General features: G+C 70.9%; 18 protein-coding genes. 9 read left to right on the plus strand and 9 right to left on the minus strand.

Annotated features, from left to right (window positions below; genetic code table 11):
- Window positions 1–2: 2 nt before the first annotated feature.
- Both EP26_RS11160 and carA read right to left on the minus strand, forming a co-directional pair.
- Entirely contained in the window at window positions 3–761 is a 759-nt protein-coding gene (locus EP26_RS11160; protein ID WP_043338565.1) for an SDR family NAD(P)-dependent oxidoreductase, read from the minus strand.
- Window positions 761–2137 (minus strand): glutamine-hydrolyzing carbamoyl-phosphate synthase small subunit, encoded by a 1377-nt coding sequence (gene carA, locus EP26_RS11165; RefSeq protein WP_043338566.1) that lies wholly within the window; start codon window positions 2135–2137, stop codon window positions 761–763. The genes EP26_RS11160 and carA overlap by 1 nt, the downstream gene beginning before the upstream one ends.
- A gap of 128 nt (window positions 2138–2265) precedes the next feature.
- On the opposite strand from carA, the gene EP26_RS11170 reads away from it, so the two are divergent.
- Window positions 2266–2730 (plus strand): GatB/YqeY domain-containing protein, encoded by a 465-nt coding sequence (locus EP26_RS11170; protein ID WP_043338569.1) that lies wholly within the window; start codon window positions 2266–2268, stop codon window positions 2728–2730.
- A gap of 20 nt (window positions 2731–2750) precedes the next feature.
- Here EP26_RS11170 and EP26_RS11175 read toward each other — a convergent pair whose 3' ends face one another.
- Entirely contained in the window at window positions 2751–3470 is a 720-nt protein-coding gene (locus EP26_RS11175) for a DUF1028 domain-containing protein (RefSeq protein WP_043338571.1), read from the minus strand.
- On the opposite strand from EP26_RS11175, the gene EP26_RS11180 reads away from it, so the two are divergent.
- The 3 genes from EP26_RS11180 to EP26_RS11190 all read left to right on the plus strand — a co-directional run bounded on the left by EP26_RS11180 (window position 3457) and on the right by EP26_RS11190 (window position 5695).
- Window positions 3457–4593, plus strand: a complete 1137-nt coding sequence (locus EP26_RS11180) for a Bug family tripartite tricarboxylate transporter substrate binding protein (RefSeq protein WP_157033494.1) — start codon at window positions 3457–3459, stop codon at window positions 4591–4593. The genes EP26_RS11175 and EP26_RS11180 overlap by 14 nt on opposite strands.
- A 5-nt stretch (window positions 4594–4598) precedes the next feature.
- A complete protein-coding gene (locus EP26_RS11185; protein WP_052389049.1) occupies window positions 4599–5399 on the plus strand; it encodes an NUDIX hydrolase in 801 nt (266 codons plus the stop codon).
- A gap of 65 nt (window positions 5400–5464) precedes the next feature.
- The gene (locus tag EP26_RS11190) at window positions 5465–5695 is read left to right on the plus strand and encodes a hypothetical protein (RefSeq protein ID WP_157033495.1); all 231 of its coding nucleotides are present in this window, start codon (window positions 5465–5467) and stop codon (window positions 5693–5695) included.
- Window positions 5696–6123: 428 nt separating this feature from the next.
- Here the strand turns inward: EP26_RS11190 and EP26_RS11200 are convergent, their stop codons facing one another.
- Together EP26_RS11200 and EP26_RS11205 are read right to left on the minus strand one after the other, a co-directional pair.
- On the minus strand, window positions 6124–6843 hold the full coding sequence (locus tag EP26_RS11200; protein ID WP_043338578.1) for a haloacid dehalogenase type II: 720 nt from the start codon (window positions 6841–6843) through the stop codon (window positions 6124–6126).
- Entirely contained in the window at window positions 6843–7718 is an 876-nt protein-coding gene (locus EP26_RS11205) for an isocitrate lyase/PEP mutase family protein (RefSeq protein ID WP_043338579.1), read from the minus strand. Before EP26_RS11205 ends, EP26_RS11200 begins: the two co-directional genes overlap by 1 nt.
- A gap of 53 nt (window positions 7719–7771) precedes the next feature.
- Between EP26_RS11205 and EP26_RS11210 the strand changes: the two genes are divergently transcribed.
- The gene (locus EP26_RS11210) at window positions 7772–8176 is read left to right on the plus strand and encodes a nuclear transport factor 2 family protein (RefSeq protein WP_211259422.1); all 405 of its coding nucleotides are present in this window, start codon (window positions 7772–7774) and stop codon (window positions 8174–8176) included.
- On the opposite strand, the gene dctP is transcribed toward EP26_RS11210, so the two are convergent.
- A complete protein-coding gene (gene dctP, locus EP26_RS11215; protein ID WP_169747384.1) occupies window positions 8173–9174 on the minus strand; it encodes a TRAP transporter substrate-binding protein DctP in 1002 nt (333 codons plus the stop codon). The two genes, EP26_RS11210 and dctP, sit on opposite strands and share 4 nt — an antisense overlap.
- A gap of 134 nt (window positions 9175–9308) precedes the next feature.
- On the opposite strand from dctP, the gene EP26_RS11220 reads away from it, so the two are divergent.
- Window positions 9309–10550 carry an NAD(P)/FAD-dependent oxidoreductase gene (locus EP26_RS11220; protein ID WP_043338582.1) on the plus strand — a complete coding sequence of 414 codons (1242 nt, stop codon included), beginning with the start codon at window positions 9309–9311 and terminating at the stop codon, window positions 10548–10550.
- Window positions 10551–10745: 195 nt separating this feature from the next.
- Here the strand turns inward: EP26_RS11220 and EP26_RS11225 are convergent, their stop codons facing one another.
- The 3 genes from EP26_RS11225 to EP26_RS11235 all read right to left on the minus strand — a co-directional run bounded on the left by EP26_RS11225 (window position 10746) and on the right by EP26_RS11235 (window position 13349).
- A complete protein-coding gene (locus EP26_RS11225) occupies window positions 10746–10958 on the minus strand; it encodes a hypothetical protein (protein WP_043338584.1) in 213 nt (70 codons plus the stop codon).
- Window positions 10959–10994: 36 nt separating this feature from the next.
- Window positions 10995–12110: an LLM class flavin-dependent oxidoreductase gene (locus EP26_RS11230; RefSeq protein ID WP_052389051.1), complete on the minus strand. Its 1116-nt coding sequence runs from the start codon at window positions 12108–12110 to the stop codon at window positions 10995–10997.
- A 96-nt stretch (window positions 12111–12206) separates the two neighbouring features.
- The gene (locus EP26_RS11235) at window positions 12207–13349 is read right to left on the minus strand and encodes an iron-containing alcohol dehydrogenase (protein ID WP_043338585.1); all 1143 of its coding nucleotides are present in this window, start codon (window positions 13347–13349) and stop codon (window positions 12207–12209) included.
- A gap of 243 nt (window positions 13350–13592) precedes the next feature.
- Between EP26_RS11235 and EP26_RS34775 the strand changes: the two genes are divergently transcribed.
- Genes EP26_RS34775 through modD form a run of 3 tightly spaced genes read left to right on the plus strand, consistent with a single transcriptional unit; the run spans window position 13593 to window position 15459 of the window.
- Window positions 13593–13763 (plus strand): hypothetical protein, encoded by a 171-nt coding sequence (locus EP26_RS34775; protein ID WP_157033496.1) that lies wholly within the window; start codon window positions 13593–13595, stop codon window positions 13761–13763.
- Window positions 13764–13794: 31 nt separating this feature from the next.
- A complete protein-coding gene (locus tag EP26_RS11240; protein WP_043338586.1) occupies window positions 13795–14565 on the plus strand; it encodes an SDR family oxidoreductase in 771 nt (256 codons plus the stop codon).
- Between the two features lie 45 nt (window positions 14566–14610).
- A complete protein-coding gene (modD, locus tag EP26_RS11245; RefSeq protein ID WP_043338587.1) occupies window positions 14611–15459 on the plus strand; it encodes a ModD protein in 849 nt (282 codons plus the stop codon).
- The last annotated feature ends 857 nt before the right edge of the window (window positions 15460–16316 follow it).

Consider the following 16316-nt stretch of genomic DNA (forward strand, 5'->3'; position numbering starts at 1 on the left):
GTTCAGCCCTGGACCGAGAACCCGCCATCCACCGGGATCGCCACGCCGGTGATGAACCCGCTCGCATCACTCCCGAGGAAGGCCGCGAGCCCCTCGAAATCCTCCATCGTGCCCCAGCGCCCCTTCGGCGTCCGCGCCAGGACATTGTCGTTGAGGCCCGGCATGTCCTTGCGGGCCTTGCGCGTCAGCTCGGTGTCGATCCAGCCCGGCAGCACCGCATTCACCGTGATCCCGTCCGCTGCCCAGGCGACGGCGAGCGACTTGGTGAACTGCACCACGCCGCCCTTCGACGCCGCATAGGCAATATGAAAGGGCAGCCCGAAGATCGACAGCATCGAGCCGTTGTTGATCACCCGCCCATGCCCGCTGGCCTTCAGATGCGGATAGGCCGCCTTGGAGGCGAGGTAGGCGCTGGTCAGGTTGGTGTCGATCACCTGATGCCAGTCCGCCTCGGCATAGACCTCCGGCCGGTTGCGGATATTCGTCCCCGCATTGTTCACCAGGATGTCGATGCCGCCGAAGCGCTCGGCCGTCGCGGCCACCATCGCCTCGATGCTGGCGCCGTCGGTCACGTCGACGATGACCGCATCCGCCTCCGCGCCGAGGCCCTTCAGCTCCGCGACGGCTGTAGCATTCTTCTCGGCATTCCGCCCGGCGACCATCACGCGCGCGCCGGCCTTCGCCAGCCCCCGCGCGAAGCCGAGGCCGATCCCGCCATTCCCGCCGGTGACCAGCCCGGTGCGGCCCTTCAGGTCGAACATCACGCCCCTCCCTTGTTCTTCTCGATCAGCTCGACGAAGCGATGGAACAGGTAGTGGCTGTCCGTCGGCCCCGGCGAGGCTTCTGGATGATACTGCACCGAGAAGGCCGGCCGGTCCGTCGCCATCAGCCCCTCGTTCGAATTGTCGAAGAGGGAGATGTGCGTGACCTTCACGCCCTCGGGCAAGTTCTTGTCGTCCACGGCGAAGCCATGGTTCTGGCTGGTGATCTCGACCCGCCCCGTGGCCAGGTCCTTCACCGGCTGGTTCGCGCCCCGATGCCCGCGATCCAGCTTGTAGGTCTTCCCGCCCAGCGCCAGGCCCAGCAGCTGATGCCCGAGGCAGATGCCGAAGACCGGCACCCGCTTCTCCAGCACGCCCTGGATCACCGGCACCGCATACTCGCCCGTCGCCGCCGGGTCGCCGGGGCCGTTGGAGAGGAAGACGCCATCCGGCTCGTGCCGCAGGATCTCCTCCGCCGTCGCCGTCGCCGGCACCACCGTCACGTCGAGCCCAGCCGAGGCGAGGCAGCGGAGGATATTCCGCTTCGCCCCGTAATCCACCGCGACCACCTTGTGCCGCGCCGCCGTCTGCTTGCCGAAGCCCTCCGGCCAGGCCCAGGTGGTCTCGTCCCAATGATAGGACTGGCGGCAGGAAACCTCCTTCGCCAGGTCCATCCCCTCCAGCCCCGGCCAGGCCGCCGCCTGCGCGCGCAACGCATCGAGGTCGAACCGCCCATCCGCCGGGAAGCAGAGCACCCCGTTCGGCGCGCCCCCGTCGCGGATGCGGATGGTCAGCGCCCGCGTATCGACGCCGGCGATGCCCGGGATGCCGAAGGACTTCAGCCAGTCGTCGAGATGCCGCGTCGCCCGGTAGTTGGCCGGCTCCGTCAGGTCCTGCTTGACGACGAGCCCCCGCGCCGCCGGCGTCACCGCCTCGATATCCTCGGGGTTGGCGCCGACATTGCCGATATGCGGGAAGGTGAAGGTGATGATCTGCCCGGCATAGGAGGGGTCGGTCAGCGTCTCCTGATACCCCGTCATGCCGGTATTGAAGCAGACCTCGGCCACCGGAGCCGCCCCCGGCGCTGTCTGCGCCCCGAAGCCTCGGCCCCAGAAGACGCTGCCATCGGCCAGCACCAGGCAGGCGGTCGCGCCTTCGGGAACGGTCTCGGTCATGTCTGTCTCCACACGGGGTTCCGGGGTGCCCGGCATGTCGGCGAGCGTCAGGCCGGTGGCGCCGAGGATGGCGGGCCAATGGCGGGCGGGAATGGCCCGCGCCTGCCGCCATTTCCGCACTGCTTCGGTACCGATGCCGCAACGCGCCGCGGCGGCCTCCGGGCCGCCGAGCTGAACGATGATTTCTTCGACGGTCCTCATGCGGGAAACATGCGGGAAAGAACTTCCCATTTCAAGCCGGAAGGCGAGGGTGGGAAAAAACTTCCCATTCCCTTCTCTGCCCCACCCCATGCTACAGCCCCGCACCCCATAGCACCGGAGACATTTCCATGGCCGAGGACCTGCGCAGCCGTTTCACCGAGTCCCTCAAGGCCGCCATGCTCGCCAAGGACACCGCCCGCACCTCCACCCTGCGGATGATCCTCGCCAAGCTGAAGGACGTGGACATCGCCGCCCGTCCCTCCGGCGTCGACAAGGTTCCCGACGACCAGATCACGGCGATGCTCCGCGGTATGGCCAAGAGCCGGCGCGAGAGTGTCGAACTTTACCGCCAGGGCAACCGCCCCGAACTCGCCGAGAAGGAGGAGGCGGAGATCGCCGTCATCGAGGGCTTCCTTCCCCAGCAGATGGACGACGCGGCGATGCAGGCCGCCGTCCAGGCCGCCATCGCCGAGACCGGCGCCAGCGGCATCAAGGAGATGGGCAAGGTAATGTCCGCCCTGCGCGCCAAGCACGCCGCCAGCCTCGACATGGCCAAGGCTGGCCCGCTGGTGAAGGCCGCGCTCGGGGGCTGAGCACAGGCGGGGGAGGGGGCCTACCTGCGGAACCGCAGGCTCGACCCCCTCCGCCGCCAGCCCGCCTCGATCGCATCCAGGTCGATCCAGCCCGACGGATTCGCCTTCCGTGGCTGGTCCCGGAGCCCCGGCTCCCGCTCCCGCCGCCAGATGCCGAGCAGACGCCCCAGCTCCCCCACCGGCTCCGGATGGTCATCGACCCGCAGGTTGATGTCGGGGAAGTCCTCCACCGTCGTCAGCAGCAGCGCCGCCGACTGCCGCCCGCGCCGGTCACCCCCCGCCGCATCCCCGGCCTCCAGCGCCGCCACCAGCCGCTCCGCCAGCGGCAGGTCGTCGCGGGTGACGAAACACGCCACCGTATCCGCCAGCACCGCCTCGCCAGCCAGCATGTTCCCCGCCACCGAGAAGCCCTGCCCCGCCCGGTCGCCACACCACTCCACGCAATTCCGCCCGGTCCAGGCCGCGCTCCGCCCATGCCGGCCGACGGCATGGATCTGCCGGATGCCGCGCCCCTCATCCCCCGCCAGCGCACTCTCGATCGCCGCCGTCGGCGACAGTCCCCGCGCCATGCCGTCCAGCACCGCCGGCCCCAGATAACGGTTGGTCATCGACTGGGTCGACACCGCCCCAACGCCCGAGCGCACGAAGGGACAGCTCGCCCCCACGGCGAAGGCGCAGGTCGTCACGGCCACGGCGAAGGCGCCGGTCGTTGGATCATGCGCCACGATGGACCAGGTCATACAGGTCGTCTCCCCTCCCGAGCCGCGCCCGGACCATATGCAATTTCACGAATTCTGCCAGCGGTTGCGCTCGCTGCGCCCCGGCGGCACCCTGCCCGCCGCTACAATCGGGGAGGTCGATACCATGCCGCAAGCGTCACATGCATTGCATCGCCGTACGCTTCTGGCCGGCCTCGCCCTTCCCGCGCTCGCCCACGCCCAGCCAGCCTCCCCCTGGCCGGACCGCCCGGTGCGCCTCATCGTCCCCTTCGGCGCCGGCGGCGCCATCGACACCCTCTCGCGCACCGTCGCCAACGCCTTCCCCGCGCTCGCCAATGGCCAGACCCTGGTAGTGGAGAACCGCGCCGGCGCCGGCGGCACCATCGCTGGCGCCGTGGTCGCCAGCGCCCGCCCCGACGGCGCCACGCTGATGATGGCCGACCTCGCCCCTAACGCCATCGGCCGCGAGCTGCAGCCGAGCCTCGGCTACGACCCGATGCGCGCCTTCACCCCGATCTGTCACCTGATCAACCTGCCTCTCGTCCTGCTCGCGCCGATGGCGCTGCCGGTGACCGACCTGCCCGGTTTCCTCGACCTCGCCCGCCGCCGCGGCGACATGGTCTATGCTCATCCCGGCATCGGCTATATCGGCCACCTCGCCCAGGAGCTGATGCTCCGCCGCACCGGCATCACGATGACGCCCGTGCCCTACCGCAGCGGCGCCGAGGTCGCCCGCAGCCTGCTCGCCAATGAGACCAGCAGCAGCATCATCACCGTCTCGACCAGCCTGCCCTTCATCCGCGAGGGCAAGCTCCGCCCGCTCGCGGTCGCGGGGCGGCAGCGCCACCCCTTCCTGCCCGACGTGCCGACCATCGCCGAGGCCGGCGGCCCGGCACTCGCCGGCTTCGAGGCCCAGGGCTGGCACGGCATCGTGGGCCCCGCCGGCCTGCCGGACCCGCTGATCGAGGCCGCCAACCGCATCTTCAACGCTGCCCTCCGCCAGCCCGAGGTCGCTCGGGTGATCGAGCAGACCCAGGCTTCGCAGATCGTCGGCGGCAGCCCCGCCGATTTCGCTGGCTTCCTCGCGGCCGAGCATGCCCGCTGGGCACCCCTGATCCAGGCCGCCGGCATCCGCACGGAGTAACCCGCTTGCCCGACCCCGTCCCCCCGCGCCCCGCCGCCACCGTCCTGCTGCTGCGCGACGGCGCCTCCGGCCCCGAGATCTTCATGGTCGTCCGCCATCGCGAGATCGAATTCGCCGCCGGCGCCCTGGTCTTCCCCGGCGGCCGAGTGGAGACGACCGATGCCGAACTCGCCACTGCCCTCGGCAGCACGGACCCGCTCGCCGCCTACCGCGTCGCCGCCATACGCGAGGCCTTCGAGGAAAGCGGCCTCCTCCTCGCCCGCACCGAATCCGGCGCCGCGCTGGACCCCGCCCAGGGCGCCGCCATCGCGCTGGCGCACCGCGACGCGCTGAACGCCGGCAGCCGCGGCTTCGCCGCCCTGCTCCAGGCGGAGGGCCTCCGCCCCGACATCGACTGCCTGGTCCCCTTCGCCCATTGGGTGACGCCCGCCGACCTCTCCAAACGCTTCGACACCCATTTCTTCCTCGCCCCTGCCCCCAGCGGCCACGAGGCGACGCATGACGGCCACGAGGCGGTGGACAGCATCTGGATCTCCCCCGCCCAGGCCCTGGCCGATGCCGAGGCCGGCCAGCGCACCCTGCTCTTCCCGACCCGCCTGAACCTCCTCCGCCTCGCCGAGGCGGCCAGCCTCGGCGATGCCATGTCGCGCGCCGCCGCCCGCCCCGTCGTCACGGTTCAGCCCGTGCTGGAAGTCGATGCCGAAGGCCGCAAGATGCTCCGCATCCCGGTCGAGGCCGGCTATGGCGGCCCGCTCTTCCCGGCCGGGATCAGGGCGATGGTGCCACAGGTGCGCCCGGCCGGATGAGCTTCGCGGAACCTTCCTGCTCCGTCCCGGTTACCTCGCCGTGACATGACGGTAAGGAGATGTCCATGACAGGTAGGTTGATCGGAATGGCGGTGCTCGCCCTGGCGCTCGGCGCCTGCTCCAATTCCCGCGTCGGCGGCCGCCCACCGGGTGAGCCGATGGCGCCGAGCGCCGCCTCGCCCACCGGCGCGGTGAACAGCACGGCGACCGGCGGCGGCGTGCCCACGCCCCTGCAGCCCGGCGGCGCTGGCGGCGTCGGCAGCGGTAACCAGCCCGGCCGCGCCGGCACGCGCTGACGCTCTTCTTCTCTACGTCATGGCCGGGCTCGACCCGGCCATCCTCGGCTCCGCGAATGCCATGAGCGGGGGATGCGCGGATCAGTCCCGCGCATGACGTGGATTCCTACACCACGTCCGAGAAGGACGCCGCCGGCGCCTCCCGGAGCGCGGCGGCGACGTGGGTGATGTCCGCCATCCCACTGCTCTTCGTGAACGGCATGGCGGTCGGCTTCGCCTCGGCGAAGGACGTTATGCGAGAAGCACAGGCGGAGATCGCTGACCGGCTTAGCGATCCCCACATGAAACCTTGCGCCTCGCTCCCGGAATGATATGGGACACGAATCCTATCAACCCCGGAGCCATGCCCATTGCCCAACCCTCTCACCGGCCCGGAAATCCCGTCTGGGAGCCCGGCAGGGGAGTTTGTCCGAAACCCGCCGATCCGGTCAGACGCCCAGCCGGTGCGCCAGGTCCTGGAAGTCCCGCGCCACCACGTCCCAGGCCTCGCTCGGCCCGAGGTCGCCCGTCTGCCCCGGCCCGTGCTCGGTCGGCCGCGGCACGAAGGCGGTGGCGAGCCCCGCCGCCCGCGCCGCCTTCAGGTCACCGTTATGCGCTGCGACCAGGCAGAGCTCCGCCGGCCGGATGCCGAGCACCTCGGCCGTACGCAGATAGGCCAACGGGTCCGGCTTGTAGGCCTGCGCCACCTCGGCGCCGAGGATCGCATCCCAGGGGATGCCCGCCCGCTTCGCCATGTTGGTCATCAGCGCGATATTGCCATTGGACAGCGGCGCGATGATGAAGCGCCGCTTCAGCCGCGTGAGCCCCGCAACCGCCTCCGGCCAGGGATCGAGCCGGTGCCAGGCATGGTTGAGGTCATTGAGCGCCGCCTCGCCCACCGCCGCCGGGTCGATGTCATGCGCCCGCAGCACCTGCTCCAGGTTCTCCCGGTGCAGCACGTCGAGCCGGGTGAAGCCCCGCCGCCCGCTGCGGATCTCCTCCATCGCCGGCTGGTAGCGCGCCCGCCAGGCATCGGCGAAGCCATGCGCGTCGACGTCCTGGCGCCCGAGCCGTGCGAGGAAAGGTCCCGCCTCCCGCGCGATGCCCTCGCGCCAGTCGACCACCGTGCCGAAGACGTCGAAGACGAGGGCCTTCACATGCTCGAACATCACTTCCCCTCCGGTTGGGCCCATTTGCGGTCGAACTCCCACACCTCGGGGAAGCCCATCAGCTCGCAGATGCGGCCGAAGCCATAGCTCTCCGAGGCGGGGAGGGCATTGCTGTCGCCCTGCTCCTTCAGGTGCCCATAGACCCGCTCCAGCGCCGCCGCGACGGCGAGGAAGCCGACGGCGGGGTAGATCGCCATCGCATAGCCGATCTCGGCGAGGCGCTTCGCCGGCAGGATTGGCGTCCGCCCGCCCTCGACCATGTTGGCGAGCAGCGGCTTCTTGATTGCCTTGCCGATCGCCTGCATCTCCGCCTCGGTCTCCGGGCTCTCGATGAAGATCACGTCGGCCCCAGCCTCGGCATAAAGCTGCCCGCGCCGGATCGCCTCATCGAGGCCGAGCGTCGTCCGCGCATCCGTCCGCGCGACGATCAGCATGTTCGGGTCCCGCCGCGCCTCGGCCGCGACCTTGATCTTGAGCACCATCTCCTCGGCGGGGATGACCCGGCGGCCGGGGGTGTGGCCGCACTTCTTCGGCATCTCCTGGTCTTCCAGCTGGATGCCGGTCACGCCCGCCGCCTCGTAGCCCATCACCGTGTGACGGACATTGAGCAACCCGCCATAGCCGGTATCCGCATCGGCCACGACCGGCGTGCGGCAGCCGCGGGCGAAGGCGCCGACGCGCCCGACCATGTCGGTATAGGTGGCGATGCCAGCATCGGCGACGCCGAGATGGCTGGCGACGGTGCCGAAGCCGGTGACGTAGAGGCTGGTGAAGCCCATGCCGTCCGCGACCCGGGCCGAGATCATGTCGAAGATGCCGGGCGCGACGACGAAGCGCCCCGCCTCGAAAGCGGCTTTCAGGCTTGGATCGGCCATGGCGGTGGATGCTCCTCCTCGGTTAGGCTTCCCGGATTGAGGAGGAGCATCCCATGCCGGACGCAGGCGGAAAACCCATGGCGGCCAGCGCCGTCGCCGAAATCGAGGCGGTGATCCAGACCTATTTCGACGGTCTCTACGAGGGCAGCGTCGAGAAGCTCGCCGCCGCCTTCCACCCAGTCTCGCACCTCTACTGGGCGAAGGATGGCGGCGTGGAGGACATGCCGCGCGAGGCCTGGTTCGATCTCGTGCGCAACCGCCCCTCGGCCGCGAGCCGTGGCCTGGCGCGGGACGACCGGATCCTGATGCTCGACATCAGCGGGCCGGAGACCGCCTTGGTGAAGGTCGCCTGCCAGCTCCCGCCGCGCTACTTCACCGACTACCTGGTGCTCAACCGCACGAGCGAGGGCTGGCGCATCGTCAGCAAGGTCTACCGCTTCGAGACGCGGGAAGGCTAAGGCTCCAGCCAGAGGCCCTGCGACGCCGCCGCCACCTGGTTCCACACCCGGGCGCAATCGGCGCCGCAGCGGGCGACCCAGCCTGGCAGCAGCACCTCGCGCAGCAGGCGGCGGCGCTCGGCCTCGTCCCAGCGCTCGTCGACGACGATCATTCGCGCCCGCCGGCCGCCGGCGCATCTCGGCAGGCCGGCATCGCAGGCAAAGCCGTCCTCGATGCCCGCCTCGGCACTGTCGATCACTTGCCGCTCAAGCCGGGCGGCACCGGCCTGCAGCGCCTGCCGCACCGCCTCCGGCAGGCCGCGCCAGACCGCGCCGTTCACCGCCATGGCGGAGACGAACCAGCTCAGCGGCAGGCGCGAGACATGGGTGGCAACCTCGGCGAGGCCAACCCGGTTGCCCGGCATCGGCCCGGTAACGGCGCAGTCGATCGCCCGGTCGCGCATCGCCGCCGCCACGTGGGGGAGCGGCATGATCAGGGCAGTGCCGCCCAGCGCCTCGATCAACTCGCCCTGGCTGACCGAGCCGACCCGCACCCGCCGCCCGGCGACATCACGGAGCCGGGCGAAGGCCTCGCGGCAGAAGACCACCTGCGTGGTCGGCACCAGCAGGCCGAGCAGGTGGATGTCGTAGCGCTCCTCCAGCACGGCGGCCAGGTGATGGCGCCATTGCGCCAGGCTCCGCCGCAAGGCCAGCAGGTCCGGGTTCAGGCCGGGCAGGTCGACGATGCTGAGCTCTGGGTCGTCGCCCGCGGCGAGGGCCAGCGGCACCGTCGCCGCCTGCACCACGCCGAGCCGCAGGAAGGACAGGAGCTCCGACTCGCTGATCCCGGCGCGGTCGAGCGGCACGATTCCCGGGCGCAGCCGGCCCTCGCTCAGCACCGGCACCTCGCGGGTCCAGAAGGGCTCCTCGAATTCAGCGTAGAGGCCGGCATGGGTGTAGAAGCCGATGACCTTGATCGGGGAGGCCGCCTCCTCCGCCCTGGCCAGGCCAAGGGTCAACAGCAGGGACAATCCCATCAATCCGCGGCGCAGCATCGCCTGCAATCTGCCTTCCCTCGCCATCCGGCTCAGGCTGTATCACGGAATGCGGCCGGCGGGTTGCGCGGCAGCGGCGCGCAGCGGAGGCTGGGCGGATGCGAATCGTCGTCATCGGCGCCGGCATCGTCGGCCTCTGCACCGCCTGGCACCTGGCGCGCGGCGGCGCCGCCGTGACCGTACTGGATGGCGGCCCGCCAGGCGGCGGCGCTTCCTCCGGCAATGCGGGCGCGATCAGCGCCGGCTCGGTCGCACCGCTCGCCATGCCGGGCGTGCTGCGCCAGGTGCCGGGGATGCTGATCGATCCGGAAGGCGCTCTGCACCTTCCCGCTCGCTACGCGCTGCGGGCGGCGCCCTGGCTCGCGCGCTTCGTCGCCAGCGCCCGCCCGGCCCGCGTCGCCGCCATCGCCGAGGCGCTGTCTGGCCTGCTCTTCAACGCGATGGAGCAGCACCGCCGCATCCTCGCCGAGGAGGGCGCTCTCGACCTGATCCAGGAGACCGGGCAGCTCTATCTCTACCGGGACCGCGACCACTACGCGAAGGACGCCGCCGGCTGGGCGCTGCGGCAGCAGCATGGCATGCGGCTGGAATTCCTCGACGGCGCCGAGGCCATCCGCGCGCTGGAGCCCGACATGCGGGGCGACTACGCGTTCGGCGTCTTCATTCCGGAGCAGGGAAGTAGCATCAACCCGCGCCGCCAAGCGGAAGTGGTGGCACGCGGCGTGGAACGGCTCGGCGGCACCATCCGGCAGGAGGTGGTGCAGGCGGTCACCACAGGGGAGGGGCGGGTAACCGGTGCCGCCACCGCCTCCGGCCTCATCGAGGCCGATGCGGTGGTGCTGTCGGCTGGCGCCTGGTCAGCCCGGCTGCTGGCGCCGCTCGGCATCCGCATCCCGCTCGAGAGCCAGCGCGGCTACCACGTCATGCTGCGGGATGCCGGGATCAACCTGCGGCGACCGGTGATCCCGGCCGACCGCAAGGCCTTCATCTCGCCAATGGAGGAGGGGCTGCGCATCGCCGGCACGGTGGAGTTCGGCGGCCTCGACCATCCGCCGACGCCGCGCCGGGCGGAGCTGCTGCTGCGCGACCTGCGGATGGCCTTCCCCCAGGCCCGCACCGAAGGGGCGGAGGGCTTCTGGATGGGCCACCGCCCCTGCCTGCCGGACAGCCTGCCGGTGCTCGGCTCGGTGCGGCGCTGGCCGGGCCTCTGGTGCGCCTTCGGCCACGGGCATCTCGGCCTGACCGGCTCGGCGCCGACCGGGGCGGTGCTGGCCCAGGCGATGCTCGGCCCGGCACCCAATCTCGACCTCTCGCCCTTCGCGGCGGAGCGTTTCGGCTGAGGTCAGGCCGCAGGCGGCCACAGGGTGCCGAAGAGCACGTTCAGCCCTTCCGCCAGCGCCGGACGCCTTCGCGCAGTGCGATGTGAGGGAGACTCCGGAGCATCGCCACCTGCGCCACCCTCATCACTTCACCTACCGCGGTGCCGCGAGAGGGTGCTCGCCTGCGACACCGCATCCATCGGCAGGGTGGCGCGGCTAGTACCGAAGTCTCTCCGCAGGCGTCGTCATGTAGCCCTGGCGGCGGACATAGACGCTGCCCTCGCTGGTGACGGCGCCGGTCGCCATGTTGCGCTCGGTATTGCCGATCACCGTGTCGGGCTGGCCGGAATACTCGCCGCCCGCCCGGAGGCCGCCGGGGCCGCAGGCGGCGAGGGGGAGGAACAGCGCGGCGAGCAGAAGCGGTTTCATGACCCGCAAATGGTTCGCCCCCCGTCCCGATGCAAGCTACTGCGCCGCCGCCAGCGCCGGTGAGGGCGCCGCCGGCGTGAGGTGCGAGACGCGCGGCAGCACCTCCTCCTGCAACAGCCGCAGCGAGTTACGCCAGGCGGCCGGGTTTTCCATGTAGTCGAAGCCGAAGACCAGGAGCTGGCCGAAGCCGCCGACCTCCTCGTAGATCTGCTCCAGCCGCTCGGCGACCGTCTTGGGCGAGCCGACCAGCCAGTTGCGCCGCGCGCAGTATTCGACGGTGACGTCGCTGTCCGGCACCTCGGGGCTGTGCTTCAGGTATTCCTTGAAGCCGAAATTGGAGAGCAGCGGCAGGAAGTACTCGCCCATCATCCGCCCCATCATGGAGCCGACCGAGAGCCGCCAGGCCTCCTCATCCGTGTCGGCGACGAATACCTCGCGCACCAGCCGCCAGTCGCGCCGGTTCGCGGTGCGACCGGCCTTGCGGGCGCCGGCCTCCACGCTGTCCCAATGGCTCGTCACATAGCCCGGGTTGAGGTTGAGGCTCATCGGCAGGAAGCCGTGCTCCCCCGCCATCTTCAGCGTGTCGGAATTCTTCGAGAGGCCGGCGACGCCGATCGGCGGATGCGGCGCCTGCAACGGCTTGATATGCGGCTTGAGGAAACCGAACATCGTGTCGGGCTTGTCGACCTTCCAGTACTTGCCCTCGTGGTGGAAGGGCCCGTCCTGCGTCCAGAGCTTCAGGATGATGTCGAGCGCCTCGCGCGTCATCTCGCGGTTGGTGCCCGACATGCCATCGACATTGAACATCGCCCAGTCGCTCGGCAGCCCGCTCGCCGCGATGCCGAAATTCAGCCGCCCTTCCGAGAGGTGGTCGAGCATGGCGACGCGGTTCGCCAGCTCCGCCGGGTGGTGGTAGGGCAGCAGGAAGCCGCCAGGCCCCATGCGCAGCCGCGTCGTCTCCCGCAGCGCCTGGGCGATCAGCAGGTCCGGCGACGGATGCGGCTCCCAGGGCGCAGTATGGTGCTCGCCGACCCAGGCCTCGGAGAAGCCCAACTCGTCGAGCCAGCGCAGCACCTGGAGATCGAAGTCATGCCCTTCCTTCAACCCGCGTTCCGGCGGGTGAGACGGCATCATGAAATAGCCGAATTCCATGGCGTCCTCCTGTCCGGCTTGCTGCCGGTTGTGGAGGATGCTGGCGCCACGCGCGGGCGCGGCGCAAGCCCGTAGCGCACAACGAAACGTGAGCGGCTACACCATCAGCCGCAGGATCGCCTCGACATCCGCGGCACCTTCCACCCTGCGCGGGTTGGTGGCGATCGGCGGCCCGCCATCCCATTTCGCCGCCAGCGCCGGGATCTCGTCGAGCCCGATGCCGACCTCGGCCAGCGTGGTCGGCAGGCCAAGGCCGCGAATGAAGCGGCGCAGCGCTCCATGCCCCTCGCCGCCGCCGAGGATGTCGGCCACGACCTTCTGTTGCGCCGCATTCACCGGCGCATTCCATTGCATCACCGCCGGCAGGCCGAGGCAGGAGGTGATGCCGTGCGGCACGCCCTTCGCCCCGCCGAGGATGTAGCCGATGCCGTGGCTCGCCCCAACCGGCACGCCGGCCCAGCCGCCCATGACGGAGAGCCACATCGCCTGCTGCGCCGCGCCGCGCGCCTCGAGGTCGTGGCCCTTGCGGTGGATGGCCGGAAGCGCCACCGCCAGCATCTCCAGCGCCTGGCGCGAGACGGCATCGGAGAACGGCGCGCGCTTCGTCGCGCAGAGCCGCTCCGCCGCATGGTCCACGGCACGGATGCCGGAGGAGAGCAGCAGCTCGCCCGGCGTCTCCAGCGTCGCCTCCGGGTCGAGCACCACGGCGATCGGCACCTGCATCGCGTGCTGGGCGCGGTGCTTGCGGCCGGCGGCGAGGTCGGTGAAGCCGGCATTCGGTGCGAATTCCGCGGCCGAGAGCGTGGTCGGCACGGCGACGATGCGCGGCGTCAGCCCTGGCTCCACCCAATAGGCCGCATCGGTCCCGCGTGAGACGGCGCTGCCGAGCAGCGCCGCGGCATCGGTATGGCCGCGCCAGACCGCGTGGCAGGCGGTCTTCGAGCCGTCGATCACGCTGCCGCCGCCGAGGGCGACGACGCGGTCCGCCCGCGCCTCGCGCAGCAGCGCCGCCAGCGCCAGGACATCCTCGACCGGCGAATGGGCACGCATCGCCGAGAACTCGCCGACGAGCCGCGTCCCGATGGCGCCGCGCGTCGCCTCGGCGATGCGGCTGCGGGCGAGGGAGCGGGTGGTGACGAGCACCACGCGCTCGCAATCCTCGATCTCCGGCGGCAGGGCCCGGGCGACGGGCTCGCCATGGCGGACGCGCTGCTGGGCAGGCCAGGCGTGGAGGGTCATGGTCGTCTCCTGTGGTCGTGTCGGCCGGTTGCGGGCGCCGAGCCGCCGCCCTGCGGTTTGCCGCCCGATGCTTGGGGCGAAGACTGCCCGAGCCGTGCGGCGACGGCCAGTGCGTCAACGGCTGTCCGCAATGGCCATGCAAACTTGCTGCGTAAGGAATTCTTAGTTCCTGCACTGATAGGTAATTCGCGATCATGCGAGCTACATCATCCGGCCGGTTGTCGGTCCCGTAGAGGAACATCCGTGACCACGCGAAATGCGATCAGGCCCCCCCAACAGGACCGGCCGGCTCCAAGGGCCCGCTCCCGCCACCGCGCCGAGGCCCAGGAATTCCGCGGCGAGGTCCTGCATTTCCTCCATGCCGTCGTCCTGTTGCTCGGCTTCGTCCTCGCCCTGGGCTGGCTGATGACTTGAGCCGCGGGCGATGGGGCGGCAGGCTGGCGGGATGAGCACATCCTCCCCCTCATCCTCCCGCCCCGTCCTGCTGGTCACCGGCGGCGGGCGCGGCATCGGCGCCGCCCTGGCGCGGCTCGGCGCCGCGCAGGGCTACGACATCCTCCTCACCTATCGCAGCGACGCCGCCCGCGCCGAGGCGACGGCCGAGGCGGCACGGGCGACCGGCGCCACCGCGCTGGCGCTCCAGGCCGATGTGGCCGAGGCCGAAGGCCGGGCCCGCTGCTTCGCCGAGCTCGATGCCCGCTTCGGCCGGCTCGATGCACTGGTGAACAACGCCGGCATCACCGGCCCGACCGGCCGGCTGGACGAGACCTCCGATGCGGTCTGGGAGGAGGTAATGCGCATCAACGTCCTCGGCCTCATCGCCTGCACCCGCGAGGCGATCCGGCGCATGTCCACGCGCCATGGGGGCAGGGGAGGGGCCATGGTCAACATCTCCTCCCGCGCCTCCGGCCTCGGCGGCGGCGGGGAGTGGGTGCATTACGCCGCCAGCAAGGGCGCGGTCGATACGCTGACCCTCGGCCTCGCCAAGGAACTGGCCGGCGAGGGCATCCGGGTGAATGCCGTCAACCCCGGCCTGATCGACACCGAGATCCACGCCGCCGCCGGCATGCCGGACCGCGTCACCCGCATGGCGGGCGGTGTGCCGATGGGCCGCGGCGGCAGCGCGGAGGAGGTGGCGGAGGCGGTGCTCTGGCTGCTCTCGCCCTCTGCCGGCTATGTCACGGGCGCATTGCTGCCGGTCAGCGGCGGCCGCTGAGAGGCGATTGTCCCCATACCCGGCCCGCACTAGCGTCCCGGCCCGATGAGCTTCACCCTCTCCGACGCACGCCTCCTCGCCATGATCGAGGAGGACGTGCCCTATGGCGACATCACCACCGCCGGCCTCGGCATCGGCGAGGCGCGTGGCCGCGCCACCTTCCGAGCCCGCACCACCATGACCCTCGCCTGCATCGAGGAGGCGGAGCGGCTGATGCAGCTTGCCGGCTGCCCGGTGACGCATCGCCTGGCCTCCTCCAGCGCCCAGGTGGAGGCGGGGGCGGAGCTGCTGCGCGCCGAGGGCGAGGCGGCGGCGCTGCATCGTGGCTTCAAGATGGCGCAGACCTTGATGGAGATCGCCTCCGGCATCGCCACCGGGGCGCGGGCGGTGCTCTGCGCTGCGCGCGGCGGCCGGCCCGGCATCGCTGTCGCCTGCACCCGCAGGCACCTGCCCGGCGCGAAGGACGTGATGCTGCGCGCCATCACCGCCGGCGGCTGCCTGCCGCACCGGCTCGGCCTGTCGGACAGCGTGCTGGTCTTCCCGCAGCATCGCGGCTTCCTCGGCCGCCAGCCGCCGCATCTCTGGGTGGCGCGCCTCCGCGCGGCGCAGCCGGAGCGGAAGATCGCTGTGGAGGCTGACAGCGTCGACGCCGCGCTGCAATTCGCCCATGCCGGCGTCGATACGCTGCAGCTCGACAAGCTGCCGCCCGAGGATGTGGCCGCCGTGATACGAGCGCTGGCTGACATGCCGCGCCGGCCGCTGGTCGCCGCGACCGGCGGCGTGACGGCGGCGAACGCGGCGCGGTATGCCGCAGCGGGGGCGGACCTGCTGGTCACCTCGGCGCCCTATGCGGCGCCGCAGGCGGATATCGGCGTGGTTCTCTCGCCGGGCTGATTCTCCGCCCGGGATGGACCTGATCAGGCCTGGTGCCGAGACCTGCTCCCCTACCACCGCAGCCGGCACATCGCGCAAGGCAATGGCGACGATGCGGCGCAGGCCCTCCTCCAGCGTGACGCTCGGCCGTCGGCCGATCAGGCGTGCCGAGGGCCAGGTGTCGACGGCCTGCTGAAGCTCGAAGGGACGTGCCGCGAGCGCGCCGAACCTCGGCATGACACCGGGTCGACGATTTGCTCGACGACCTCGCGCACGGAATTGGTGACGCCGGTGCCGATCTCGATGCTTCATCCGATCGAATCGGGGCTTGTCGTCACGTCCAGCAATGCGGCGACGATGTCGTCGATACGATATGGGTCCAGTCCGCGAGCCGCGCGTCGTCGCTCGGCAAGGGGGCGCGGCCTGCCCGGACCTCCTTGGTGACGAGGGCACAAGCTTCGTCGGGTCGTGCCGCCCAAGGCCACAGCCCATGGCGATACGGGTATCGACGCAGCTGGCCTGATACGGGCCTCGAACATGCGACACGCTGCCTGTCGCAGTCGGCTGGTTGCCCTGGGCCGATCCGTGAACCTCGGCGCCGAACGCCACCAGCCTTCGGCACAGGGCGGTCCCCATGAAGCCGTTGGAGCCCGTGAGAAGAAGCCGCCGCTCCTACCGATCCCTTCTGTTCGTGGGCAAGGTCCGCGAACGGAAGGGGCGGAATGCTATTGATGCGGCCCTCATTGTCTTGATCTGATTGACTGGGGATCCAAGTTCGCGGGCATGAGGCACGTGGACATGCGCAAGCTGCCCGCGGCGGCTCAGGAAGAGCGCCGGCGGCAGGTGGTCGGGCTTCGTCAGCGCGGCCTGACCTTTCG

The sequence above is a fragment of the Belnapia moabensis DSM 16746 genome (genome assembly GCF_000745835.1).
In the GTDB taxonomy this organism is placed as follows: Bacteria; Pseudomonadota; Alphaproteobacteria; order Acetobacterales; family Acetobacteraceae; genus Belnapia; species Belnapia moabensis.

Bases quoted from the DNA above. Each gene is read 5' to 3' on its own strand.
- EP26_RS11160 (WP_043338565.1), bottom strand. From the start codon at position 761: ATGTTCGACCTGAAGGGCCGCACCGGGCTGGTCACCGGCGGGAATGGC.
- carA (WP_043338566.1), bottom strand. From the start codon at position 2,137: ATGAGGACCGTCGAAGAAATCATCGTTCAGCTCGGCGGCCCGGAGGCC.
- EP26_RS11170 (WP_043338569.1), top strand. From the start codon at position 2,266: ATGGCCGAGGACCTGCGCAGCCGTTTCACCGAGTCCCTCAAGGCCGCC.
- EP26_RS11180 (WP_157033494.1), top strand. From the start codon at position 3,457: ATGGACCAGGTCATACAGGTCGTCTCCCCTCCCGAGCCGCGCCCGGAC.
- EP26_RS11175 (WP_043338571.1), bottom strand. From the start codon at position 3,470: ATGACCTGGTCCATCGTGGCGCATGATCCAACGACCGGCGCCTTCGCC.
- EP26_RS11190 (WP_157033495.1), top strand. From the start codon at position 5,465: ATGACAGGTAGGTTGATCGGAATGGCGGTGCTCGCCCTGGCGCTCGGC.
- EP26_RS11200 (WP_043338578.1), bottom strand. From the start codon at position 6,843: ATGTTCGAGCATGTGAAGGCCCTCGTCTTCGACGTCTTCGGCACGGTG.
- EP26_RS11205 (WP_043338579.1), bottom strand. From the start codon at position 7,718: ATGGCCGATCCAAGCCTGAAAGCCGCTTTCGAGGCGGGGCGCTTCGTC.
- EP26_RS11210 (WP_211259422.1), top strand. From the start codon at position 7,772: ATGCCGGACGCAGGCGGAAAACCCATGGCGGCCAGCGCCGTCGCCGAA.
- EP26_RS11220 (WP_043338582.1), top strand. From the start codon at position 9,309: ATGCGAATCGTCGTCATCGGCGCCGGCATCGTCGGCCTCTGCACCGCC.
- EP26_RS11225 (WP_043338584.1), bottom strand. From the start codon at position 10,958: ATGAAACCGCTTCTGCTCGCCGCGCTGTTCCTCCCCCTCGCCGCCTGC.
- EP26_RS11230 (WP_052389051.1), bottom strand. From the start codon at position 12,110: ATGGAATTCGGCTATTTCATGATGCCGTCTCACCCGCCGGAACGCGGG.
- EP26_RS11235 (WP_043338585.1), bottom strand. From the start codon at position 13,349: ATGACCCTCCACGCCTGGCCTGCCCAGCAGCGCGTCCGCCATGGCGAG.
- EP26_RS11240 (WP_043338586.1), top strand. From the start codon at position 13,795: ATGAGCACATCCTCCCCCTCATCCTCCCGCCCCGTCCTGCTGGTCACC.
- modD (WP_043338587.1), top strand. From the start codon at position 14,611: ATGAGCTTCACCCTCTCCGACGCACGCCTCCTCGCCATGATCGAGGAG.